General features: G+C 69.3%; 23 protein-coding genes and 1 pseudogene. 14 read left to right on the top strand and 10 right to left on the bottom strand.

Translation table 11 applies throughout. The annotated features are described in order from the left end of the window. From HT102_RS00185 to HT102_RS00175, 3 genes are all read right to left on the bottom strand, one after another. Nucleotides 1-253: metal-sensitive transcriptional regulator (locus HT102_RS00185; protein WP_192037405.1), on the bottom strand; the 253-nt coding region annotated here is incomplete at its 3' end. A 57-nt stretch (nt 254-310) separates the two neighbouring features. Beyond that, the gene (locus tag HT102_RS00180; RefSeq protein ID WP_192037404.1) at nt 311-2,590 is read right to left on the bottom strand and encodes a heavy metal translocating P-type ATPase; all 2,280 of its coding nucleotides are present in this window, start codon (nt 2,588-2,590) and stop codon (nt 311-313) included. Nucleotides 2,591-2,636: 46 nt separating this feature from the next. Beyond that, nucleotides 2,637-2,837: a heavy-metal-associated domain-containing protein gene (locus tag HT102_RS00175; protein ID WP_192037403.1), complete on the bottom strand. Its 201-nt coding sequence runs from the start codon at nt 2,835-2,837 to the stop codon at nt 2,637-2,639. A 127-nt stretch (nt 2,838-2,964) separates the two neighbouring features. Between HT102_RS00175 and HT102_RS00170 the strand changes: the two genes are divergently transcribed. Beyond that, entirely contained in the window at nt 2,965-3,573 is a 609-nt protein-coding gene (locus HT102_RS00170) for a DUF305 domain-containing protein (protein WP_192037402.1), read from the top strand. Here the strand turns inward: HT102_RS00170 and HT102_RS00165 are convergent. Beyond that, nucleotides 3,539-4,243 (bottom strand): helix-turn-helix domain-containing protein, encoded by a 705-nt coding sequence (locus HT102_RS00165; RefSeq protein ID WP_192037401.1) that lies wholly within the window; start codon nt 4,241-4,243, stop codon nt 3,539-3,541. The genes HT102_RS00170 and HT102_RS00165 overlap by 35 nt on opposite strands. An 85-nt stretch (nt 4,244-4,328) precedes the next feature. On the opposite strand from HT102_RS00165, the gene HT102_RS15745 reads away from it, so the two are divergent. The 3 genes and pseudogenes from HT102_RS15745 to HT102_RS00155 all read left to right on the top strand — a co-directional run bounded on the left by HT102_RS15745 (nt 4,329) and on the right by HT102_RS00155 (nt 5,878). Then, on the top strand, nt 4,329-4,775 hold the full coding sequence (locus HT102_RS15745) for a hypothetical protein (RefSeq protein WP_225443037.1): 447 nt from the start codon (nt 4,329-4,331) through the stop codon (nt 4,773-4,775). Nucleotides 4,776-4,803: 28 nt separating this feature from the next. Beyond that, nucleotides 4,804-5,223 (top strand): annotated as a pseudogene (locus HT102_RS00160) (SRPBCC family protein); the annotation flags it as partial. Nucleotides 5,224-5,287: 64 nt separating this feature from the next. Further along, nucleotides 5,288-5,878 carry a DUF4126 domain-containing protein gene (locus tag HT102_RS00155; protein WP_192037400.1) on the top strand — a complete coding sequence of 197 codons (591 nt, stop codon included), beginning with the start codon at nt 5,288-5,290 and terminating at the stop codon, nt 5,876-5,878. Here HT102_RS00155 and HT102_RS00150 read toward each other — a convergent pair. Next, nucleotides 5,875-6,048, bottom strand: a complete 174-nt coding sequence (locus HT102_RS00150) for a hypothetical protein (protein WP_192037399.1) — start codon at nt 6,046-6,048, stop codon at nt 5,875-5,877. The genes HT102_RS00155 and HT102_RS00150 overlap by 4 nt on opposite strands. Nucleotides 6,049-6,328: 280 nt before the next feature. Between HT102_RS00150 and HT102_RS00145 the strand changes: the two genes are divergently transcribed. Further along, the gene (locus tag HT102_RS00145; protein ID WP_192037398.1) at nt 6,329-6,730 is read left to right on the top strand and encodes a VOC family protein; all 402 of its coding nucleotides are present in this window, start codon (nt 6,329-6,331) and stop codon (nt 6,728-6,730) included. A gap of 4 nt (nt 6,731-6,734) precedes the next feature. Here HT102_RS00145 and HT102_RS00140 read toward each other — a convergent pair whose 3' ends face one another. Both HT102_RS00140 and HT102_RS00135 read right to left on the bottom strand, forming a co-directional pair. After that, nucleotides 6,735-7,859 (bottom strand): helix-turn-helix domain-containing protein, encoded by a 1,125-nt coding sequence (locus HT102_RS00140; protein ID WP_192037397.1) that lies wholly within the window; start codon nt 7,857-7,859, stop codon nt 6,735-6,737. Continuing rightward, the gene (locus tag HT102_RS00135) at nt 7,856-9,013 is read right to left on the bottom strand and encodes an ATP-binding protein (RefSeq protein ID WP_192037396.1); all 1,158 of its coding nucleotides are present in this window, start codon (nt 9,011-9,013) and stop codon (nt 7,856-7,858) included. The genes HT102_RS00140 and HT102_RS00135 overlap by 4 nt, the downstream gene beginning before the upstream one ends. Before the next feature lie 239 nt (nt 9,014-9,252). Between HT102_RS00135 and HT102_RS00130 the strand changes: the two genes are divergently transcribed. After that, the gene (locus HT102_RS00130) at nt 9,253-10,305 is read left to right on the top strand and encodes an esterase-like activity of phytase family protein (protein WP_192037395.1); all 1,053 of its coding nucleotides are present in this window, start codon (nt 9,253-9,255) and stop codon (nt 10,303-10,305) included. A 15-nt stretch (nt 10,306-10,320) separates the two neighbouring features. Here HT102_RS00130 and HT102_RS00125 read toward each other — a convergent pair whose 3' ends face one another. Further along, nucleotides 10,321-10,794 (bottom strand): DUF4442 domain-containing protein, encoded by a 474-nt coding sequence (locus HT102_RS00125; RefSeq protein ID WP_192037394.1) that lies wholly within the window; start codon nt 10,792-10,794, stop codon nt 10,321-10,323. Between the two features lie 129 nt (nt 10,795-10,923). Here HT102_RS00125 and HT102_RS00120 point away from each other — a divergent pair, with 129 nt between their 5' ends. Both HT102_RS00120 and HT102_RS00115 read left to right on the top strand, forming a co-directional pair. Continuing rightward, nucleotides 10,924-11,652, top strand: a complete 729-nt coding sequence (locus tag HT102_RS00120; protein WP_192037393.1) for an alpha/beta fold hydrolase — start codon at nt 10,924-10,926, stop codon at nt 11,650-11,652. An 80-nt stretch (nt 11,653-11,732) separates the two neighbouring features. Next, nucleotides 11,733-12,317: a dihydrofolate reductase family protein gene (locus HT102_RS00115; RefSeq protein ID WP_192037392.1), complete on the top strand. Its 585-nt coding sequence runs from the start codon at nt 11,733-11,735 to the stop codon at nt 12,315-12,317. Here the strand turns inward: HT102_RS00115 and HT102_RS00110 are convergent. Next, nucleotides 12,314-13,207, bottom strand: a complete 894-nt coding sequence (locus HT102_RS00110) for a TIGR03620 family F420-dependent LLM class oxidoreductase (RefSeq protein ID WP_192037391.1) — start codon at nt 13,205-13,207, stop codon at nt 12,314-12,316. The genes HT102_RS00115 and HT102_RS00110 overlap by 4 nt on opposite strands. 80 nt (nt 13,208-13,287) lie before the next feature. On the opposite strand from HT102_RS00110, the gene HT102_RS00105 reads away from it, so the two are divergent. After that, entirely contained in the window at nt 13,288-14,010 is a 723-nt protein-coding gene (locus HT102_RS00105; RefSeq protein WP_192037390.1) for a polyamine aminopropyltransferase, read from the top strand. Nucleotides 14,011-14,068: 58 nt separating this feature from the next. Here HT102_RS00105 and HT102_RS00100 read toward each other — a convergent pair whose 3' ends face one another. After that, nucleotides 14,069-17,146, bottom strand: a complete 3,078-nt coding sequence (locus HT102_RS00100) for an MMPL/RND family transporter (RefSeq protein WP_192037389.1) — start codon at nt 17,144-17,146, stop codon at nt 14,069-14,071. 273 nt (nt 17,147-17,419) lie between these two features. On the opposite strand from HT102_RS00100, the gene HT102_RS00095 reads away from it, so the two are divergent. The 5 genes from HT102_RS00095 (at nt 17,420) to HT102_RS00075 (ending at nt 23,501) form a co-directional block, all read left to right on the top strand. After that, nucleotides 17,420-18,154 (top strand): lysophospholipid acyltransferase family protein, encoded by a 735-nt coding sequence (locus HT102_RS00095; protein ID WP_192037388.1) that lies wholly within the window; start codon nt 17,420-17,422, stop codon nt 18,152-18,154. A 268-nt stretch (nt 18,155-18,422) separates the two neighbouring features. Next, complete coding sequence (locus HT102_RS00090) at nt 18,423-19,898, top strand: pyridoxal phosphate-dependent decarboxylase family protein (protein WP_192037387.1); 1,476 nt, start codon at nt 18,423-18,425, stop codon at nt 19,896-19,898. Continuing rightward, nucleotides 19,895-21,181 (top strand): lysine N(6)-hydroxylase/L-ornithine N(5)-oxygenase family protein, encoded by a 1,287-nt coding sequence (locus HT102_RS00085; protein ID WP_192037386.1) that lies wholly within the window; start codon nt 19,895-19,897, stop codon nt 21,179-21,181. The genes HT102_RS00090 and HT102_RS00085 overlap by 4 nt, the downstream gene beginning before the upstream one ends. Continuing rightward, the gene (locus HT102_RS00080; RefSeq protein ID WP_192037385.1) at nt 21,178-21,723 is read left to right on the top strand and encodes a GNAT family N-acetyltransferase; all 546 of its coding nucleotides are present in this window, start codon (nt 21,178-21,180) and stop codon (nt 21,721-21,723) included. Before HT102_RS00085 ends, HT102_RS00080 begins: the two co-directional genes overlap by 4 nt. Continuing rightward, nucleotides 21,720-23,501 carry an IucA/IucC family protein gene (locus HT102_RS00075; protein ID WP_192037384.1) on the top strand — a complete coding sequence of 594 codons (1,782 nt, stop codon included), beginning with the start codon at nt 21,720-21,722 and terminating at the stop codon, nt 23,499-23,501. Before HT102_RS00080 ends, HT102_RS00075 begins: the two co-directional genes overlap by 4 nt. The last annotated feature ends 88 nt before the right edge of the window (nt 23,502-23,589 follow it).

The following is a 23,589-nucleotide window of genomic DNA, read 5'->3' as shown; positions in this document are numbered from 1 at the left end:
CAGCGTCGGCGACGCAGTGGCTCATGTGGTCATCGAGCAGCCCGAGGGCGACCGAGCGCAGGGCGCTGGTCATCGCTGAGACCTGGGTGAGAATGTCGATGCAGTACTTCTCCTCCTCGACCATGCGCTGGATGCCGCGCGCCTGTCCCTCGATGCGGCGCAGCCGCTTGAGGTAGTTGTCCTTGCTGGAGATGTAGCCGTGGTGGTTGCCGTCGTGGCAGGCGCTGCCAGGCTCGGCGGGCTGGGTGGTCATCGTTGGTGGCCTTTCGGGGCGGGACCTTGCCCCCGAGGAGCAGAGGCCCAGGGGCGGTCAGGAGCGAACGGGGGAGAAGCGGCGCAGCCGCAGGCTGTTGCCCACGACGAACAACGACGAGGCCGCCATGGCGGCGCCGGCGATCATCGGGTTGAGCAGGCCCGCGGCAGCGATCGGCAGTGCCGCGACATTGTAGGCGAAGGCCCAGAACAGGTTGCCCTTGATGGTGCGCAGGGTGGCGCGCGAGAGCCGGATCGCATCGACGATCGCGCGGGGATCCGGGCGCATCAGCGTCAGGTCGCTGGCGTTGATGGCGACATCGGTGCCGCTTCCCATCGCGATGCCCAGGTCCGCGCCCGCTAGTGCTGCCGCATCGTTGACGCCGTCGCCGACCATGGCGACGACCTTTCCGCTGGCGCGCAGTTCCGCGATGACGGTGGCCTTGTCCTCGGGCAGCACCCCGGCGATCACCTCATCGATGCCAATGGTCGCGGCCACGGCGCGGGCGGCGGTCTCGTTGTCCCCGGTCAGCATGATCACCTCGGCCCCGAGCTGGCGCAGGCCCGCGACGGCCTCGGCGGATTCGGCGCGCGGGGAGTCGCCCACAGCGAGCACCGCGCGAGCCTCGCCGTCCCAGCCCACGAGCACGGCGGTGCGGCCCTCGCGCTGCTGCTCCTCGAGGGCGTGGGCGAGATCGCCGGGAACGGCGAGGCCCTCGTCCTCCAGCAGTGCCGGGCGGCCGACGATGACGCTGGCGCCGTCGACGGTGCCGCGCACACCGAGCCCGGAGATGCTCGAGAAGCCAGAGACCGCGGGGAGCGTCGCGCCCTGCGAGCCTGCCGCAGTGGCGATGGCGCGGGCGATGGGGTGCTCGGAGGAGTCCTCGAGCGCCGCCGCGCGCGCCAGCGCGGTGGCCGCGCTCGTTCCGGTCGCGGGGATCACCTCGTGCAGCGTCATCTCGCCGGTGGTGAGCGTGCCGGTCTTGTCGAGGACGACGGTATCGATGCGCCGGGTGGACTCGAGGACCTCGGGGCCCTTGATGAGGATGCCGAGCTGCGCGCCGCGGCCGGTGCCCACCATCAGCGCGGTGGGGGTCGCGAGCCCGAGCGCGCAGGGGCAGGCCACGATGAGCACGGCCACCGCGGCGGTGAACGCGAACTCGGTGCCGTCCCCGCGCAGCAGCCAGAACGTCAGGGTCGCGGCGCTGAGCGCGAGCACGAATGGCACGAATACCGCGGAGATGCGGTCGGCAAGGCGCTGGACGGCGGCCTTGCCGGCCTGCGCCTGCTCGACGAGCTCGCGGATGCGCGCGAGCCGGGTCTGCTCGCCCACGGCGGTGGCGCGCACGGCGATGCGGCCGGAGGTGTTCAGGGTCGCGCCGGTCACGGTGTCGCCCGGACCGGCCTCCATCGGGACGGGCTCGCCGGTGAGCATGGATTCGTCCACCGCGGTGTGGCCCTCGATGATGGTGCCGTCGGTGGCGATCTTCTCTCCGGGCCGCACGATGAAGATGTCATCGACGACGAGGCTAGCGACAGGTATGCGCTGCTCGGTGCCCTCGCGCAGCACCGCCACGTCGCGCGCGCCGAGCTCGGCGAGGGAGCGCAGCGCGGCGCCCGCGCGCCGCTTGGACCTGGCCTCGAGGTACTTGCCGGCGAGGATGAAGGTGGTGATCGCGACGGCTGCCTCGAGATAGATGTTGGCCGAGCCGTCGCCGCGCGCGGGCAGCAGGCTGAATCCGTGGGTCATGCCGATGTGCCCGGCGGTGCCGAAGAACAGGGCGTAGAGGGACCAGCCGAGCGCGGCGAGGGTGCCGATGGAGATCAGCGTGTCCATGGTGACGGCGCGGTGCCGGGCGTTGATGATCGCGGCGCGGTGGAAGGGCAGTCCGGACCACATGATGACCGGGAGCGCGAGCGCGAGGGAGAACCATTGCCAGCCGGGGAACTGCAGCGCCGGGATCATGGCGGTGGCGACGACGGGGACGCTGAGCACGGTGGCCAGGGCGAGGCGGCGGCGCAGGCCGGCTACCGCGCGCTCGTCCTCGGCGTCGATGTCGGCGGCGGTGAGCGTCGAACCGGCATGGTGGGGGCGCGCGCCGTAGCCGGTCTTGCGGACTACCTCGATCAGCTCATCGGTGCTCACCGGGGTGGCGCCGGTGGTGATGCGGGCCTTCTCCGTGGCGTAGTTGACCGTCGCGGTGACTCCCTCGACGCGGTTGAGCTTCTTCTCGATGCGCGCGGCGCACGAGGCGCAGGTCATGCCGGTGATGTCGAGGTCGATGATCCGGGGCGGTGCTTGCTGGGCAGCGCGCGCGGTGTCGAGGGCCTTGCTCATTGCGGGTCTCCAGGGGTTGCGGGAGGAGGTGCGTCTGCAGGGTCGATCAGGCGATGGCGTAGCCGGCCTCATCGACCGCCTCGCGCAGGGCAGCCTGGTCGAGGTCGGTGTCGCTGGTGATGGTGACCGCGCCGGTGGCGAGGTCGACGGCGACGTCGGTGACGCCGGGCAGCGCGCTGATCTCGGAGCGCACCGCGTTCTCGCAGTGGCCGCAGGTCATGCCGGTGACGGTGATCGTGGTGGTCATGGAGGGCTCCTCGGTGTGGTCCGGCGCGTCGGCCGGACGCGGTGGCGCAGGTACCCCCCTAGGGTATATAAAGGTGGTAAGTCCAGCAACCCCCGGTACACCGGGAACCCCGACAGACAGGAGCACCATGCGCACCCGGCCACTCGCCCTCGTCGCCACCTCCGCCCTCGCGCTCGCCCTCACCGCGTGCGGCACCACCAGCACCGATATGGCGGACCCCACGGCCTCCCCGGCAAGCGCCACCGCCGAGGCGTCGACCGCCAACGCCGCCGACGTCATGTTCGCCCAGGGCATGGTCCCCCACCATGAGCAGGCGATCGAGATGAGCGACATCATCCTCGGCAAGGAAGGCATCATGCGCGAGGTCAGCGCCCTCGCCAAGCAGATCAAGGACGCCCAGCAGCCCGAGATCGACACGCTCGAGGAATGGATCGACGACTGGACCAATCAGCATAACGATGCCGGACACATGATGGATGACGACACCATGGGTGGCATGAACGGGAGGATGTCCACCGCCCAGCTCGAGGAGCTCCGTGACGCCGACGGCCCCGCCGCGAGCCGGATTTTCCTCGAGCAGATGATCATCCACCACGAGGGCGCCATCCACATGTCCCGCGCGCACCTCGCGCAGGGCGAGCACCCCGGTGCCCGCGACATGTCCCAGAGCATTATCGAGAGCCAGCAGGCCGAGATCGACATCATGCGCGAGCTGCTCGACCAGATCCGCGAGTAAGCCGCGCGACCTCCTCCTCGGCGCGGAAGAAGGCCTCGGCCTCCGCGTCGAGTGGGTAGGTCAGCTCGATGCGCAGCTCATCGAGGGTGATCTCGGCGGTCGCCTCGAACCGCGACACCATTCCGATGGTGCGCACCACCTGCTCGCCCACCCGGAACCACGGGCACGCCACCAGGCCCGGCGGGGCACCGGCTGGCCTCGGCAATCCCCGCGTGGCCGCCTCCGGGGTGCTCGTATAGCGCCGGATTACGTTGCTGCCCAGCACATCCGCCCCATACAAGCGAGCGCACGCCTCGTTGGCGAGCAGCACGTTCCAGTGCGCGTCGAGCACCATCGCGGGATACGGCAGGTGCGCGGCGAGCAAGCGAGCGAGCACGGCCCTGAACGGCGCGAGGTCCCCGCCCTGCAGCGGTACCTCCGGGTAGCGCGGCGGCAACCCGGCCGCCCGCAGCAGCGCGTTGCGCTCCCGCAGCGGCACATCGAGCGCGTCAGCGATCCGCAGCACCATGTCCGGGCTCGGCCGCGAGCGGCCCGTCTCGAGGAATGACACATGCCGGGAAGTCGTGGCGGTGCGGCCCGCGAGCGCGAGCTGGCTCAAGCCGCGATGCGCCCGCCACTGCCTGATCCGCGCCCCGAACTCACTGGGTCCCGCGATCCCTCCCGCTGCCATGCCCTGATTATCCGGGACCCTCCCCCGCGCGGCCATTCCCTCGCAGGGAATCGACCCGGCTCCCTGTTCGCGCGATCGTGGATCCATGAACACGTCGATCATCACCGCCACGGATACCCGCCCCTCGGCAGCGCCGCTGCGGGCAGCACTGCGCGCCAACGCCACATTCTCCCTCGTCACCGGCCTGGCCACCCTCGCGCTCGCCTGGTGGCTCGCTGGCTCCTGGAATGTCCCGGTGGCCCTGCTCGTCGCCATTGGCGCATCGGTAGCAGTCTTCGGCGTCGCGGTCGCCACCGCCGCCGCCCTGCCCGACCCCGCGCTGCGCCGCGCCGCGCCGCTACCGCCATCATCGCCGCTGACGTGCTCTGGGTCGCAGCGAGCATCCTCATCCTCGCGATGGCCACGCTGCCCGGGCCAGCACGCACCACGATCATCGCGGTCGGCGCGATCGTCGCGCTCCTCGCGATCGCTCAAGCCATCGGCCGCTCCCGCATCCGCCAGGACGATCCCCTCGCGGGGCTCGAGGTCGTAGAAACCAGCACCACCATTCCGCGCCGACCGAGCAGGCCTGGCGGATCATCACGGACCATCGCCTCTACGGTCAGCTCGCGCCCAACCTCTCCGATGTCACGGTCACCAGCAGCCACGACGGCGCGCCCCGCGCCCGGCAATGCACCTCCACCGGCGGCAAGACCTGGAACGAGACATGCACCCTGTGGGACGAAGGGCGCGGGTTCGCCATCGACGTGGACACGAGCACCTATCCCTACCCGCTCCGCTCGCTCGCCGCGATGTGGTCGGTCGAGCCCGCGCCGAGCGGCAGCAGCGCGCGAATGCGCTTCGCGTACCAGCCCCTCGCGACACCACGGGGCGGACTGTTCGCCATCATGTTCCGCGCCGCGTTCCCGCCCATCTTGCGGCGCATCGAGGCAGGCTGGGCAGGCGAGGCGCGTAGGGCCGGAGATCGCGGGCACGAGTGAGCAGTGCCCGCCGCCCATCCTGGTCGCGGGGCGGCGGCCCGGCGAGGCCGCTTAGAATCGGGCCATGGACACCTGGATCCTTGCCGCGTTCCTCGGCCTTGGTCTTGCCGCCGCCACGGGGTTGCGCACGTTCCTGCCGTTGCTGATGCTCAGCGCGGTCGCGCACTTCGGGTGGCTGGGCATCAGCCTGAGCGAGTCGTTCGCCTGGCTCGGGTCCTCGGCCGCGCTCGCGACCCTAGCGATCGCGACGGTCGCGGAGCTGCTCGCGGACAAGATCCCGCTGATCGACAACGCGCTCAGCGCGCTCGGCATGATCTCGCGGCCCGTAGCGGCCGCGATCGCGGCGGGAGCAGTATTCACCAGCCTCGATGCGTCCGCGGCGATCATCGCCGGCATCATCGTGGGGGCCCCGACCGCGCTGGCCGTGGGCACTGCCCAGGCGGGGACACGGGTGGCGAGCACCACCGCGACCGGCGGCACCGCGAACCCGATCGTGTCGATCGCCGAGGACGTGGTGTCCTTCATCGTCGCGCTGGTAGCGCTCGTGGTGCCGGTGCTCATCCCGCTGGTGCTGATCGCGGTGGCGTGGCTGGCCTATCGCGGTTCCCGGCGATGGCGCCGTCGTCGTCCCACGAGCTGGGCCGTTCAGCGCTAGCCGCGCGAGCGGGCAGGCCTGTCGGAGAACAAGTCCCGGTAGGCGTGCGGCTGCGTGTGCTGCGCGCGGGGGCTGGTCGGTTCGGCGGTGGTGGGCTCGTCGTCCTCCGGGGCGGGGCTCGCATCGGGGGCGTGGCTGGTGGGGGCGAGGAAGAGCTGCGAGTATTCCATGCAGTCGTGACAACTTTCAGTGGGTACGAGGGGCGCGTTGTACTAGGGCGCCATGGGTGTCCTGCTGGCTGGCCTCTCGCGTGGTTGACGCGGAGCGGGCGAGCGGGAGACGGATCGCGGGGCAGTGGCCAGGGTATTGCCGGGCCTTGTGCCTGCCGGGCTTGCTCCGCGTACTTCGTACTGTACGCCCTTGGTGCCCGATGGGCGCGATGACTTCCCTCCCCATGGCGAGTCATACCCTCGTGCACTGCCTGTGCACCGTGATGGAAAGGACACTCCCATGCCCACTGATTCGCTTCCCGGCCCGGCCGTCTCGAGCGTCTTGTTCGCGAGCCGCGATCCCGAGCGGCTCCGCGTCTTCTACGAGAAGGCACTCGGCATCGCCGCGCAGCGCACGCCCGACGGCGGGTACTGGGTCCTCGACCTCGGTGGCTTCTACCTGATGCTCGATGGCCGGGAGGACATCGAGGAGCACAACGTCGATCCGTCCCGCTTCATCCTCAACATCGAGGTCAAGGATGCCCGCGCGGTGGCGGCGAGCATCGACGCGACGGGCGCGAGCTGGTTCGCTCCGCTCGAGGAGCGTGACGGCAGCTGGTTCGGCACGTTCATCGACCCTGATGGCAATCACGCGCAGATCATCGAGATCAGCGAGCAGATGCGGGATTTGATGGAGGGCTAGCGCGTCACCGCTTGCCCGGGGTGTCGCGCCACAGCAGGTAGGCGGCCAGCATCGGATCGGTGAACTGGTAGTAGGTGCGCCGCTGGTCCTCGCCGGGCAGCTTGCCGCCACGCACCCAGGAGCTTTCGGCGAGGCGACGCAGCGTGACCGCCGCGGTGTTGGCGGTCAGGCCGGCGTTGTCGGCGAGCTCGCCCACGGTGACGGGGCCGGGCGCTCGGGCAAGCCCGAGCAGGAGCTGTCGCTCGGTATTGGCCAGGCCGAGCAGCTCGTGCTGGTAGTGGGGGGAGCAGGTGTCGAGCAGCTTGCTGATCGTCGCTGCCGGCTGGCCCAGGGTCGAGGGCCGCGCGGTATCGCCGATGATCTGCCACGCCCGTGGTGATCCTCCGATGGCTCGGTGCACGGCGCGCACGGCCGTGGCCGCCTGCTCGGTGCCCAGCCATGCGCCGAGGGGCTGGTCGCCAGCGAGCGCGGCGCGGTGGCGCAGCAGGCTGGTCGCCTCGGCCGGGTCGAGGGGCGGGATGGTGTCGATATCGAGGTTGCCGTACCACGGCTCGGCGCGGGAGGAGAGAGCGGGAACGAGCCGGGTCGCCGAGGCGAGGACGAGGGTCCGGCCGTGGGTCTCGACGAAACCGCGCAGCGCGCGCGCCCCGGCGCCGCCGATGCGCTCGAAGAGCACATCGATGTGCTCGGCGACGAGCACGAGGAGCCGTCGGCCCACGATGGCGGCGAGGAGATCCTCGAGGTCGCTGACGGACGCGGCGAGCCGGGCGGCCCGCGCCTCGCCAGCGTTCTCGGGGCCGAGCGTGGTGATCGCCTCGTGCAACAGGTCGGGGTAGCTGCTGATCGGCAGGGCATCATCGCTGATCCAGGCCAGCGCCACGCGGCTCGCGACCTGCTCGTTGCCCAGCGCCTGGCCGGTGGCGACGGCGAGGATGTGCGTCTTGCCCGAGCCCCAGGGCCCGCGCAGCAAGGTGTGCGCGCGCGTCCCCGATCGCGAGGCCGTCTCGATCCGGGAGCGCACGCGGGAGATGAGGGCGCCGTGCCCGGCGGTGACCTGCTCGAGGTGGGGGAGCGGAGCGGTGCGCGGATTGTGCACGGGGTGCAGCGGCGCCTGGACGGGGCGGCTCATCGCATGCTGCGCTTCCAGTACTCGCGCACCAGGGTGCTGCGGAAGCCACTCGACCGGCCCGCGCGGCGCAGGTAGTGATCGCGCTCGAGATCCTCGATGATGCGCACGAGAGCGCGCCGTCCCGGTATCGAGGGCAGTTCGGTGTAGGGCAGCAGGCGCCGTAGCTCATCGACGGTGATGGTGCCGCGATCGGCGTACACATCGAGCATGGATTCGATCAGCTCGGCCTGCTCGGCCCCGTAGTAGGGGGTGATGCGGTCCCGGTAGTGCCGCATGTTCCAGGGGTCATGGGGATCGATCAGTGCCGCCTCGACGAGGCTCGCGATGCCAGCGGGTGCGAGCTCGTCGCGGGCGGGCATGTCGCGGCAGGCCTTGACGAGGTGCTGGATGTAGTACGGGATCCCTTCGGCCGCTTGGGTGATCGCCACCGCCACGCCGATCGGGTCCGCGGGGCGGATGTCCTCGCCGAGCATCAGGCAGCGGGCGAGATAGATCGCATCGGCCTCATCGAGCGAGCCGACTGGCTCGGGCACCACATCGTTGACGCTTCCCGGGGCGGCATCACTGACGTGGTGGAACCCTATCGAGCCGAGCAGGAGCATGGCGAGCCGCGTGGAATGCTGCTGGCGGATGCGGCGCAACGTCACGAGCAGCTCGCGCCCGGAACCGGGTTGGGCGCGCTCCATCTCGAGGGCAAGGACCGGCACCTCGTCGATGATGAGGACCAGCGGGGGCTCGCCCTCGTCGGGGAGGGCCACGGCGATGATGTCGTCGAGACCGCGTTCCTGGCTGGCGCGCTTGGCGCCGACTGGTCCCGCGGTGATGGTGAGCTCCCAGCGGCGCAGCTCCTCGCGGAGCGGGCCGGCCGGCACGGCGCGGGAGAGCGAGCGCGCGAGCTCGGTGGCGAACCCGGCGTAGTCGACGCGCTCGGCGGAGGTGCGGACGAACGTCCGGCCTGCTGCCGAGAGGTGCGCTTCGACGAGCCGGGCGATGGACGTCTTGCCGACGCGGCGGTCGCCAGTGAGCAGGACGGTCTGGCGGGCATCGAGCAGGCCCAGGACTCGATCCACCTGCAGGTCGCGGCCGATGATGTCGTCGAGGGCGGGGACGCTTCCGACGGTCAAGGGGATGGGGCGGACGGGTCGTTGATCCACGTTCGAATCATACAACAAATGTGTCACCTAACATGAGAGTCATATTACTCAAGTGTCATCTGACTAGCTTGACATATGGCGGGGCTGTACTGCATCCCTGGCCAGGCTCTCGCAGCATGACTCAATGGTCTGACAAGAACAGCCAGAGAGGTGCCCCGCGCAGATGCAAGCCACGTCTGGTCCAGGCCGTGCCGTGTCGTGTACAAGAACGTAACGTTGCGGGAGTACCGTGCTGCCCCATGAGGCTGAGGCTGGGCATCGCTACCGCTCTCGTCACCGTGACGATCGCAGCCGTACCCGCGGCCACCCAGGCAACAGCCGAGAGCGCGACCTACCTTGATACCTTCTCCCCGACATTCGCCCCCGGCCAGCTCGCGACCGCGGCGGGTGGCTTCACCGGGCTCGACGCCACCCCCATCCCCGGCGTCTACCTCGCGGTCACTGGCGTCGGCGCAGGGCCGGCGCCTGGCCGCTTCCGCACGATCCGCATCCCCCTCGGCGCGGATGGGCGAATCACCAGCGATCGCGTCGAGGTACTGGCGGAATCGCCACTGAGCAATGCGAGCGGGTCCATGGCGCCCGGCAGTGGCTTCGCCCCGAGCGCGATCCGCCTCGCCGACGGAGAGGTGCTGATCGCGGGCAGCACGCCGGGCCGCCAGGGGGTGGCGCCGCGCCTGAGCGGATTCGACATGACCGGGTCGCACATCCGTGACTATTCGCTACCGCGCTCGTGGATGCCGGGAGCGACCGGGCAATCAGGCATCGCAGCCGCTCCCGCGACGCTGGGCGCGGCGGTCCACGGGGGCCTCGTCACTGTGATCAGTGGCGCGCCCCTTCGCCAGGACGGCGCGCTTTCCGGTGGCCCGCGCGCACGCCTCGCGCAGATCGATCGCTATAGCGGCCTCGTCATGCGCGAGTACGCCTACGAGCTCTCGATGGGCGACGGCGCTCTCGCGACAGGGCTCCTCGCGCTCTCGGGCACTGATTACCTGGTCCTTGAGCGTGGGGTAGGCGCCGACGGGAGGCCGACCGCGCGCCTCTACCGGGCCCGCGTCGGCGATGCGACCGACATCACCGCACGGCACGCCCTCGTCGGCAACGAAGCACCCATGAGTTCAGAGCTGCTGCTCGATCTCGGCGCCACAGGGGCCGAGCCGGGTGCCATCGAGGCCATGAGCCTTGGCCCGGTGCTATCCGATGGGTCGCGGACGGTCGTCCTCGCCACCGGCGGCGCCGCCCCGGGGGAGGGCGTCGAGCCGTCGCGCATCCATGTGGTCCGCCTCGACCCCTGACCGGGCAATGCGTGACTAGGCCGCCACCGCTGCCTTGCTGCGGGCCTTGAGCCTGGTGTAGACCTCGCGACGCACGGTCGCGACGACATCGCCCGCCTCATCGCGGATACCGCAGGAGAACCAGGTGAGCACGCGCTCGCCGCCCGCGGCCCGCTCGCGGATCGATTCGACGACCTCGGGGGGCATATCCATCGTCGCGGTCAGTCGCCCGGTCCCAGGCTTGCGGTAGTCGATCTCGCCGCGGGTGTCCCACACGTAGTGGTCCTCTCCGAGCTGCGGCAGGAGCAGCAGCATGAAGAAGGGATCGGTCATCGACGAGAGCGATCCGCCGAACGCGGTGCCCACGGCATTGCGCGTCAGCGGGGTGACCCTCATCGAGACGACCGCGCGGGACCAATCGTCGGCGATCGATTCGACCTTGATTCCCGCGCCGAGGAAGGGTGGCCAGGCTCGCATGCCCCACTTGAGGGTCCGTGGCGTGATCTGCATTGTTGCTCCTTGGGGGCGCGGGGTCATTGTCACGCTCCATGGTATAGCTCTATGGCATAGGGCATACACGTGGTGTGGCGAGCGTCTCCCCGGCGACGCGCAGCGGCCAGCCATGAAACACTATCGGGCGTGAGCACCCTGCCCCCGATCGTCCTCGTCCACGGCATCCGCCTCAGCCACGCCGAATGGACCGCCGAGACAGCGCAGCTCCTCGAGCACGGGCACCGCGTCGCCGCCATCGACCTGCCTGGTCATGGAAGCCGCCGGGGGGAGCCCTTCACCCTCGACGGCGCGATCGACGTCATCACGAGCAGCATCGACGCCCACGGCGAGCCCGCTCTCCTCGTCGGCCATTCGCTCGGGGGATACCTCGCGCTCGCCGCGGCCGCCCGGCACCCCGAGCGACTCGCAGGGCTGGTCGTCACCGGCTCCACGGCGATCCCCAACAAGATCTTCGCCGCGCCTTTCCTCGGCGGCTACCACGCCCTCAACCGGCTTCCACGGCAAGGCGATACCGCCAGCCAGATCGCCATGCGCCTCACCGCGCCGCCCCCCGCGGCCCGCGCGATCATCGACAACGGCATCGCCACCGAGGTGATCCCCGCCGTCGTGCGCGACGTCGTCGCCTTCGACCCGATCGCTGCGGCACGTTCCTTCCCCGGGCCCACCTGGTACATCAACGGCCGCCACGACCACTTCCGCATCCACGAGCGCCGGTTCCTCCGAGCGAGCCGCGAGAACGGGCATTCCGCCGAGCTGCGCATCATTGCCGGGGCAGGGCACTACCTGCCGCTCACCCATGCGGTGGAGTTCACCACCCACCTCGAGGACATCGCGGCGAGCCTGCGCGCCGGGTGAGCCGCGGCCACGACCGCGTTGTCAGACCGTCTCGCTACGGTGTGCAGTGTCGTTGCAATCCGACCCGGTGAGTATCACTCATGGCGCGCACCATCTACTACACCGCGATGACCCTTGACGGGTTCCTCGCCACTGCCGACGATTCGTTGGACTGGCTGCTCACCCGGGACCAGGATCCGCGCGGACCGCTGAACTACGATGACTTCTTCGCCGGGGTAGGGGCGATGGTCATGGGGGCGACGACCTACCAGTGGGTTATCGACCACGAGTTCGCGGGCAAGGATCCCTCGGAGTGGCAGTGGCCGTATACCATCCCGTGCTGGGTGCTCACTCATCGGGACCTGCCCGCCATCCCCGGAGCCCCGATCACCGTCGCGCAGGGCAACGCTGCTGAGGTCCACGCGCGATTGCAGGATGCGAGCGGCGACCGGAACATCTGGATCGTCGGCGGCGGAGATATCGCCGGGCAGTTCGCCGACGCCGGCCTGCTCGATGAGATCATCGTCTACCTCGCGCCCGTCACGATAGGGGCGGGCAAGCCGTTGATGCCTCGCCACCTTGAACTGCGCCTCGAGGAAGTCGCGCGCAACGGGGAGTTCGCCTGCGCCCGCTACACCGTGATCCGCGAGCCCGGCGGCACCGCGACTGGCAAGCAGGAGGCCTAGAGCAGCGCTTCGGCCAGCTGCGCCCAGTCCGCGCGCGGAGGCTCGGCGATGCTCGGTCCCAGCACCTGCACGACCACGCTCGTCGCGCCCGCATCGAGGTGCGCCGCGACGAGCTCGCGCGTGTGCTCGACGCCGCGGGCCACCATCTGCTCGGCGAGGCGGGTGCTGCCACCGCGGATGAGATCATCGTCGGTGAATCCCTGGCGCACGAACGACGTCCGATAGTTCGGCAAGCCGGTGTAGATCGCGAGGTGGCCATGCGCGCGCTCCGCCCACGCCTCGCGATTGCCCGCCGCGACCGGATCGATCACCGCTGCCTGCTCCACGACGAGCAAGGGATCCGGGCCGAGGATCTCCCGCGCGCCCTCGGTGTGCTCGGGCGTCACCAGGTAGGGGTGCGCGCCATCGGCCCGGTCGCGCGCCACCTCCAGCATCCGCGGGCCCAGCGCCGCGAGCACCCGGGGCGGGGCCACCTGTTCTCCCGCGACCAGTGCCGGGGCCGAATCCATCGCATCGAGATAGTCCCGCATCGCCGCGATGGGCTTGCGGTACACGTGCCCGCGCATCCGCTCCACCAGTGGCGCATGCGAGATGCCCAGCCCCAGGACGAACCGGCCCGGATGCAGCGCCTCGAGCGTGCGCCCCGCGGCCGCCGCGGCGAGCGCATCGCGGCCATAGATGTTGGCGATGCCAGTCCCGATGACCATGCGCCGCGACGCCGAGAGGTAGAGCTGCGCGGCGGTGAACGCTTCCCGGCCGTAGGCCTCCCCGAACCACAGCGATCCCCAGCCCTGCTCGTCGAGCTCAGCGACCAGCTCGCTCGCCTCGGCCGGGCCGCGACCGTCGAGCGACCCCGTCCACAATCCAACCTTGCCCAGCAATGCCACCATGGTCCGAGTCTGCCACCGCTCGCCATGCCCCGCACGCGCCGGCGCCACAATGCACGGTGCTGCCCAGTAAGGTGCGGCGAATGAGATTCGAGGAACTGGCCTGGCAGGACACCCCGCTCGGAGAGATCAGCCTGCGCCGCCGGTGGGATCCCCGTGCCGAGCGCAACGTGCTCGAGGTCAAGCTCGGCGACGAGTACCTCATGTCCAGCATGTTCACCGAGGCAGAGGAGGAGCTCGCCCGGCTCGGGCTAGCCCTGCTCGCCGCGGACGAGCGCGCCCTCGACGTGGCCGTGGGCGGCCTCGGTCTCGGCTACACCGCCATCACCGCGCTCGATGACCCGCGCGTGGCATCGCTGGTCGTCATCGACGCGATCCCCGAGGTCATCGCCTGGCACCAGGATGGCCTGATCCCGGCGGGGGAGCGCCTGGGCACGGATCCACGCTGCCGCCTCGTCCACGGGGACTTCTTCGCCCTCGCCGCGGGGGACTCCCTGGACGTGGAGCAGCCTGGCCGCCGGTTCGATGCGATCCTGCTCGATGTCGATCACTCCCCGCGGCACGTGCTGCACCCGCGCCATGCCGCCTTCTACGAGCGTCCCGGGCTCGAGCACCTCGCCACCCATCTGCGCCCCGGCGGCGTCTTCGCGCTGTGGTCCAACGATCCCCCCGATGCCGAGTTCCTCGCCCTGCTCGCCGCCGTGTTCGCGACGACGCAGGCGCACGTTGTGGAGTTTCCGAATCCGCTGCAGGGCGGCACGTCCACCAACACGGTCTACACCGCGACGGCTCTGGCTCCGGCATGACACAGGCCCTGCCGGACCAGGGGCTTCCGTGGTCCGGCAGGGCTCGAGCGAGATGAGGCTAGGACTTCGCCGGCCACCACGAAGCGCGACCTAGCAACAGCAGGGTCGATGGCACGAGGACCGTGCGCACGAGGAGGATGTCGAGGATCATCCCGATGCCCACCACGAAGCCGAGCTGCGCGAGCAAGTAGATGCCGCCTGCCATCAGCGCGAACATCGTCACCGCGAACACCACGCCCGCGGTGGTGATGACGCTGCCGGTGGCGCCGAGCGCGCGGATCACCCCGAGGCGAAGCCCGCCGCTCGGCCCATCGGCATCAGCGGACCGGGCTGATTCCTGCCGGATGCGGCTGATCACCAGCATGCTGTAGTCCGCGCCCACGCCCACGAGGATCACGAACGCGATCGGGATCACCGACCAGTGCAGCGAGATGCCCAGGATGTGCTGCCAGGCAAGCACGCCGATGCCGATGGTGGCGATGAAGGAGACGATCGCCCACACCATGATCACCAGCGGCGCGACGATGCTGCGCAGCATCACCACCAGGATCAGCGTGACGGCCGCGAGCGCGATGATCGCGACGAGCGTGAAGTCGCGGTTGATCTCGTCCTCGAGGTCGCTGTAGATGGATCCGAATCCTGTCGTCGAGACCTCCGCGTCCGCGAGCACGGTCCCCTCGGCGGCAGCGCGGGCGGCGGACTTGATGCCCGCGATCCGCTCGAACGCCTCGTGGCCAAGCGCCTCGCCCTCGCTGAGCACGATCATCCGCGCGGTCTGGCCATCGGGGGAGACGAAGAACGTGCTCGCGGTGACCAGGCGCGGGTCGTCGAACGCGAACGCGGGCAGGTAGAACCCGGAAGCAGTGCCGGTGGAGGCGCTGGCCCGTATCTGCTGGAGATAGCCGGTGGCCGATCCGAGCCCCGCGGTGAGCTCATCCAGGGTTCCGGGCAACTGTCCGGTTCCCTTGGCGATCTGGCTGGCGCCACCAGCGATCTGGTCCACGCCCGCTTCGAGCTCGCGCACCCCGGTGGAAAGCGCATCGAGCTGTCCACGCACGGCGCTCCCGTCCCCAGCGAGGACAGCGAGGGAACCCTGCACGCGATCAGCGATCTGGCGCATGCTGGCCGACATCGCTCGCATTCGCTCGGCAGCGGCGTCCGCATCACGTCCAGCGTTGATGACATCGCGCAGGGCCTGGGCGGAGTCGCCACCGGTCGCGGTGTCGATCATCACGAGCGCCTGGCGGACGACGGCGCAGTGCGCGTCGGCACCGCACCCGCCGTCGCGCAGGCCGGGCCCGAACACGGCGGCGAGCACCCCGGTCGAGTCCCGGATGGCGGTGGAGCTCGCCGCGATCACCGTGGCGGCGTTCTCGATGCCGTCGGCGAGCACGCGCATCTCCGCGAGCGCATCGTTGAGGTCCATCGTCCCGCCGGAGGCATCCTGCACGGCGCGCTCCATGGCCGAGACAGTGCCGAGGATCTCGCGAGCGACCCCGATCAACTGATCGGTGCCACCAACGAGCTCGGGCATGCGCTCGCGCGCCTCGCTGGTCCCGCGCTCGAGCTCGGCCGCCCCGGCAACGAGCCTGTCGAGCTCGGGCCGCTCCCTGGTGATCTGGTCGCTGGCCGTGCCGAGCCCATCCGCGATCAGCCCGGCCTGATAGCCGAGCGAGGCCTCGGGCAGTGTCGCTCCGTCGGGCCGGGCGATCGAGCGCACCATGCCCACGCCCTCGACCTCGGAGACGCTGCGGGCCATGTGCTCGAGCGCCGCGAGGTCCGCGGTGTTGCGCAGGTCATGGTCCGCGCGGACGATCACATACTCCGGCACCAGCTCGTTGCGCGGAAAGTGCTTCGAGGCGAGCTCATAGCCGAGGTTGCTGCGGGAGTCGGCGGGCTGGGCGCTGAATTCATCGAAGTTGGGCTCGTGGGTCAGCGCGACGAGCGCGAAGGGCACAAGCACGAGCACCGACAGCGCGAACGCGGGCAAGGGACGGCGGACCACGCGCGCCCCGGCCCGCCGCCAGCGCCGCTCGGGGGACCGCTTGCCGGGCCTGGCGGGGAGCGGATCAGCACGCCCGCCGCGCCCGAGGACGGCGAGCAAGGCCGGGCCGAGGGTGAGCGCAGCGGCGAGGGACACGAGGATGCCGACGGCGATGGGGGGACCGGCGGTGCGGAAGATGCCTACCTGCGTGAACAGCATCGCCATGCAGGCCGCGGCGATGGTCAGTCCGGAGGCGATGATCACCACGGCGATGCCACCGATGGCGTCGGCCGCGGCGTCCTGCACGTCGAGGCCCTGCCTCCGCGCCTCGTGGTAGCGGCCGATGATGAACACCGCGTAGTCGGTTGCCGCGCCGATGACCAGCGCGGTCATCAATGCGGCGGTGAACATCGACATCTCGAGGATGCCGGCCTGGCCGAGCAGGCCGACGACGGGCCGGCCCGTGCCGAGGCCCACGCCGAGCAGGGCGAGCGCGATCACGACGGTGGCGATGCGCCGGTAGGCGAAGAGCAGCGCGAGGCTGATGAGGACGATGCTGACGCCGGTGATCAGCAGCATCCCGTGATCGACCGCGCGCAGCTGGTCGGAGGTGGTGGCGACCGGTCCGCTGAACTCGACGTCGAGCCCGTCGGGCCGGGGCAGGGTGTCGGCGAGCTCGCGCACGGCGTCGGTGGCCTGGGTGGCCTCGGTGGTGCCGTTGCCGCCGTTGAGCACCGTCATCAGCGTGACGGCCTTGCCGTCCTCGCTGGTGGTGAGCTCGCGGGCCTCGGGGGTGGTTTGCAGATCGAGGATGTAGGCGACGTGCTCGGGCATGGCGACGAGGCCCTGGGCGAGCTGCTCGTAGTAGGCGCGGTCCGGCTCGTCGATGCCATCCTCGCTGGCGAGGACGAAGAACCCGACGGCGGAGGACTCGGGGTTGCCGAAGTCGCGGGACATCTCCATCAAGGCCTGGTTGGCCTCGTTGTCGTGGGGGATGAACGCGGCGGAGTTGTCGGCGATCACCCGCTCGAGCTGCGGCACGGCGACGTTGAGCCCGATGAGCGCGAAGATCCATGCGGCGATGATCCAGCGGGCATGGCGGGCGGCGAGCGCGCCGAGCCGCCGGAAGGGGGGACTGGTCGAGTGGGCCATCAGTGCTCCTTGGTGCGCATCGTCATTGATGCGGGAATGCTCAGCCAATATGTCGTATGCAGTAGAGCATAGGAATGCGTGCGAACGACCTGGCACGTGATGAAGGGCACACCGGTATGACCGCACCCGGCCCCCGCGCGCCCGCCACGTTCTAGACTTGTATCGCCGGACTAACTAGGCGAGAGTCAATACGACGAAATCGACACGCCAATGCCCGCTTGATGCCCAGCTACCGGCTCGGGCCACTGGGCCTTGAAGGAGACAGGGACGAACATGGCCGATAGTGAAGCGGTCACGCACCACCCGGACTTCAGCAGCAACCAGACGCTGTACTGGATACTCAAGTTCGGGATCGTCGGGCCGTTCTTGAAGGTGTGCAATCACCCCGATTTCCGCGGGCTCGAGAACATCCCCAAGGATGGCCCGGCCATCATCGCGGGCAACCACATGTCCATCGCCGACTGGTTGTTCGCCCCGCTCGCCTCGCCCCGCCGCATCTCCTACCTCGCGAAGAACGAGTACTTCACCACGCCTGGCCTATCGGGGAAGTTCCAGCGGTTCTTCTTCTCCCAGACCGGTCAGGTGCCCATCGATCGCACGGGCGCGAGCTCCGCCGAGAACGCCCTCAACACCGCCAAGCGCCTCCTCAAGGAAGGCCGCCTCGTCGGGCTATACCCGGAGGGGACCCGCTCGCCCGACGGACGGCTCTACCGGGGCAAGACCGGCGTGGCTCGTATCGCGCTGGAGACGGGCGTCCCCATCATCCCTGTCGGCGTCATCGGCACCGACAAGGTCTGCCCGCCGGGAAAAAACACCTGGAACCGCCAGAAGGTCACCGTGACTTTTGGGGCGCCCATCGAGCCCGCCGCGTTCGGCAGCAGCGGGGATAGCGCGGCCGAGCGGGCGCTCACCGATCACATCATGGATCGCATCCAGGCGCTCACGGGCCAGGAATACGTCAACGAGTACGCGCCGCGCGGGAAGCGCCCGAAGCCCAGCAGCGAGTAGCGGGCGCTGCCGAGCCCGCCGCCTCGGGCACGTGCCGCAAACGCGATAGAAGCCGCCGGGAAACCGGGGTTGCTTCTATCGCGTTTGGCGTTTTCGCGTGCTTTTGCCCACGCGTGCCATCGCGGCACAGTGTGCTCAAGGACACGCATGGGATCTTTCTCACACCGCTCGTAGCATGCGTACGCCACATCTGCGATCAAGATCGAAGTACGTTCACCCTCGCTGCATGTGCTTAGCCTAAGCTAACCCCACCGCGAGAGGATGCTTGATGACCGGTCTCCCGCCCACCAATCCGCCGCTGCATCACCTGTTCCATCCCGACAACAGCGATGCCTATGCCTCGGCCATCCGCACGAGCCTCGATCGCCTGCTCGTGCAACTCGATTCAGTGCGCGGGCCGGTGACTGGCCTAGCGCCGGATCTCGCCGAAAGGCCCGTCCGCGAGATCGACCTCGACGAGCCGCTCGGCGACAGTGGAGCGGCCCTCGACGAAGCATGCAAGCTATGGCTCAACGATGCGGTGTGGTTTCACGAGCCGACCTACGCCGCGCACTTGAACTGCCCGGTCGTGATCCCGGCGTTGATGGGGGAGCTGCTGATGGCCGCGGTCAACACCTCCGTGGACACCTTCGACCAGTCGGTGGGCGGCACGTTCATGGAGCGCCACCTCATCGACTGGACCGCGCAGCGAATCGGGTTCAGCACAGGCGCGGACGGCATCTTCACCAGCGGGGGAACGCAATCAAACTTGCAGGCCATGCTGCTAGCCCGCGCCGAGGCGACCGCGCGGGGCGCCACGCTAGGGCAGCTACGCATCCTCGTGTCCGAGGACAGCCACTTCAGCCTGCGCACCGCCGCGCGGCTGCTCGGCCTGCCACCTGCTGCAGTCGTGGAAGTGCCAGTGGACGAAGCCCGCCGCATGGACGCCCGTGAGCTGCGACGCGCCCTCGAGCAGTGCGCGGACCGCGGCGAGGTTCCCATGGCCGTGGTCGCCACGGCGGGCACCACCGATTTCGGGGCCATCGACCCGATCGAGGCCCTCGCGGCCCTGTCACGCAGTCACGACGCCTGGTTGCACGTCGACGCCGCGTACGGCGGGGGATTGCTCGCCTCGCGCCGACGACGCCCCCTGCTCGCCGGGATCGAGCAGGCCGACTCGGTGACGATCGACTTCCACAAGACCTGGTTCCAGCCCGTCTCCTCGAGCGCGCTCATCGTGCGCGAGGGCCGGATGCTCGGGCATGCGACGTGGCACGCGGACTACCTCAACCCCCGTGGGGCGGCCATGCCGAACCAGGTCGACAAGAGCCTGCAGACCACCCGCCGCTTTGATGCGATCAAGCTCTGGCTCACCCTCCGCGTCATGGGCGCGGATGCCATCGGCGACTACTTCGACGCTGTCATCGATCTCGCCCACGAGGTCTACGACCAAGCGCGCGCCTTCGAGGACATCGAGTTCGCGGCGCCGCCGCGCCTGAGCACGCTCGTCTTCCGCTACACCGGTCGTCATGGCAACCAGGAGGAGGACCAGCTCAACCGCACCATCAGGTCCACCCTGTTCAGCCGGGGCACCGCGGTAGTGGCGGCGACCAAGGTCGATGGCCGACAGTTCCTCAAGCTCACCCTGCTCAACCCCAAGGCGACGCTGGCAGATATCGCCGGGATCATCGAGCAGATCCGTGAGGTCGGCGCCGAGCTCGATGGCGCGCTCGTAGGCGCGGCTCCGAGGGGGCCGCTGGCATGAGGACCTACGACTTCATCGGCATCGGGCTCGGACCATTCAACCTCGGGCTCGCCTGCCTCGCCGAGCCGATCGACGAGATCGACGGGTTGTTCCTCGAGGCCCGCGATGACTTCGACTGGCATTCGGGGATGATGCTCACCGATGCCACCCTGCAAGTGCCGTTCCTCGCCGACCTCGTGACGATGGCCGACCCGGCCTCGCCCTACTCGTTCCTGAGCTTCCTCAAGGACACCGGCCGCCTGTACTCGTTCTATATCAGGGAGAGCTTCTTCGTCCTGCGCAGCGAGTACAACCAGTACTGCCGGTGGGCGGCCCAGCGGCTGTCATCGGTGCGCTTCGGCCAGCACGTGGTGGCTATCGAGCACGATGGGGAGGGCTACACGGTGCGGACCGCCACCGGTGCGCAGTTCCGGGCGCGCCGCCTTGTCCTTGGCGTGGGCACCACCCCGTACCTGCCAGAGTTCGCCCGCGAGCTCGGCGGCCTGGTCACGCACACCGCCGACTACCTGGCGCGCAAGCGAGAGCTCCAGCAAGCCTCGTCCATCACCCTCGTCGGCAGCGGCCAGAGCGCCGCCGAGGTCTACGCCGATCTGCTAGCAGGGATCGACGACCACGGGTACGCCCTGAACTGGGTGACCCGGTCGCCGCGGTTCTTCCCGATGGAGTACACCAAGCTCACCCTGGAGATGACCTCGCCCGAGTACACCACCTACTTCCAGGGACTCGGCCCCGAGACCCGGGAGCGCCTCCTGCGCGAGCAGAAGCCGCTGTACAAGGGCATCAGCAGCGACACCATCAACGAGATCTTCGACGCGCTCTACACGCGCGAGGCCAATGGCGGCACGGACACCACGCTGCTCACCGCCACCACGCTCACCGGAGCGCGGCGCAGTGGCGATGAGATCGTGCTCGAGCTGCACCACATGGAGCAGGACGAGGAATTCACGATGCGCACCGAAGCGCTCGTGCTCGCTACCGGATACCGCGCGCAGGCGCCGAGCTTCCTTACCGGCATCGCCGACCGGATCCGCTGGGACGACCGCGATCGCGTGATTGCCTCGCCCACCTACGCCGTCGACACGCACGGCCGCGAGATCTTCGTGCAGAACGCCGAGGAGCACACCCACGGGTTCGTCGCCCCGGACCTGGGCATGGCCGCCTACCGCAACTCGGTGATCCTCGCCGCGATGCTCGGCCGCGAGGCGTACCCCATCGAGAAGCGGATCGCGTTCCAGGAGTTCGGCGTTCCTGATCGCTTCCGCACCGCGAGAGGAGCGCGATGACCGCCCGGGCGAACCTGGCTATCGCGCCGATCGATCCGCAGCGCGACGCGCCGCTGCTGCACCAATGGCTCACCCACCCAAGGTCGGTGTACTGGGAGATGCAGGACGCCACCGTCGAGGATGTGGAAGCACAGTTCCAGCGGATCAACGACGATCCACATCACCACGCACGGCTTGGCTTCGTCGATGGCCGTCCCGAGTTCATCGTCGAGACCTACAACCCGCGCTATCGCGAGCTCGTCGGTGTGCCCGAGATCGAGGACGGCGATCTCGGCATGCATGTGCTCGTCGCACCACCAGCACACCCCCGGCCGGGATTCACGCGCGAGGTGTTCCGCGCGGTGATGCAGCATTGCTTCGCCGACCCCGCGGTCGCTCGCGTCGTGGTCGAGCCGGACATCCGAAATCTCCGCATCGCCAGGCTTAACAAGGAAGCCGGCTTCACCATCGTCCGCCAGATCGAGATGCCGACCAAGACCTCCGCGCTGTCATTCTGCACCCGCGACGCGTTCGCCGACTCACCCCTGGGAGCACACCGATGACCACGACACTCGCCACAGGCGCCCACCATGCCATCGCGCACCTGAACCCGCAGAACGTCGACCGGGCCCACCGCGCCCTCGTCGCGAAGGCCATCGCCGAGTTCTCCCACGAGCGCCTGCTCGCGCCGGAGGAGGTGGCCCCGGGCAGCTTCCGGCTGGCGGGCCCGCGATCGGTCTACACGTTCGCGGCCAGGCGCTTCCAGCTCGAGCACTGGGTCCTCGATCCACTATCGATCGAGCGCGCAGCGGGCGGCGCGGCGCAGGCGATCGACGCGCAAGCCTTCATCGCCGAGTTCGCCGAGCAACTCGGCATCCCGCCCGCGCTGCTGCCGACCTACCTCGAGGAGATCGCGAGCACCCTCGCGTCGTCGTGCTGGAAGCACGCCCGCGGCGACCGCCCGGTCGAGCAGCTGCTCACTGCCGGCTACCAGGAGATCGAGGCCGCGATGACCGAGGGGCACCCGGCGTTCGTCGCCAACAACGGCCGCATCGGGTTCGGTGCCGACGACTATGTCGCCTACGCGCCCGAAGCAGGAAGCGCCGTTCATCTGGTCTGGATCGCGGTGCGCCGCAGCGATGCACACCTGTCGCTGGGCACGGGCGTCGAGGAGCACGAGCTCTACGCCGGGGAGCTGGGGGAGGAGACCCTCCTGCGCTTTGCCGGTGTGCTCGCCGACCTGGCCCTCGACGCGGCGGACTACCTGTACCTGCCCGTTCACCCTTGGCAATGGCGCAACAAGGTGGCCGTGACCTTCGCCCCCGACATCGCCCGCCGCGGCATCGTCTACCTGGGCGAGGGGCCGGACAGCTACCAGGCGCAGCAGTCGATCCGCACCTTCTTCAACCTGAGCCAGCCCGAGCGCCACTACGTGAAGACGGCCCTGTCGATCCAGAACATGGGCTTCATGCGGGGGCTGTCCCCGAGGTACATGAAAGCAACACCGGCCATCAACGACTGGGTCGCCGACCTTGTCGCTTCCGATGACGAACTGCGCTCCTGCGGGTTCTCCGTGCTGCGGGAGCTCGCCGCGATCGGCTACACCGGCGACGCCTACCACCAGTTGCCCGACCGTTCACCGTTCCAGAAAATGATCGCGGCGCTATGGCGGGAAAGCCCCGTTCCCAGGATCGCCCCCGGCGAGAGGCTCGCCACCATGGCCTCGCTCATCCACCGTGACGCCGATGGAAACGCGCTGGTAACGGCGATGATCAACGCGTCCGGCGGGGATGCCACCGAATGGGTCCGCCGCTACCTCCGTGCCTACGTCCGGCCGCTGATCCACTGCATGCTCGCCTATGAGCTCGTCTGCATGCCGCACGGGGAGAACATCGTGCTGGTTCTCCAGGATCATGTGCCTGCTCGCGTGTTCCTGAAGGATATCGGCGAGGAAACTGCCGTGATCGGGGATCTTCCGCTGCCCCCCGAGGTGGAGCGCATCCGGGCCGACGTGCCCGAGGACTACAAGTCGCTCGCGCTGCACACCGACATCTTCGACGGGTTCCTGCGCTACCTCTCAGCGCTCCTCGACGCCGACGGCGTCATGGCGGAAACCGCGTTCTGGAGCCTGGTCGCCGAAGCAGTGGCCGGGCACGCCGCGGACCATCCCGAGCTCGCTGCGGTCGCCGAGCGCTGGGGCTTCTTCCGCGACGAGTTCCGCCACAGCTGCCTCAACCGTCTGCAACTGCGCAATACCCTCGAGATGGTGAACATCGCCGATCAGGCGAGCTCGCTCATGTTCGCCGGAACCCTGGCCAACCCGATCGCGCGGCACCGATAGCCCCCTGCCCCGAAAGCGATAGAAGTCCTCCGGATACAGGACGCTTGAGCTTGAAAATGCGTGGACGGGCTTCCCGTCGAGTGATAGC

The sequence above is a fragment of the Lolliginicoccus lacisalsi genome (assembly GCF_014841105.1).
GTDB classification, from domain to species: domain Bacteria; phylum Actinomycetota; class Actinomycetes; order Mycobacteriales; family Mycobacteriaceae; genus Lolliginicoccus; species Lolliginicoccus lacisalsi.
Note: the sequence above shows the minus strand (reverse complement) of the source record. Positions and strands in the feature narration are given on the sequence as shown.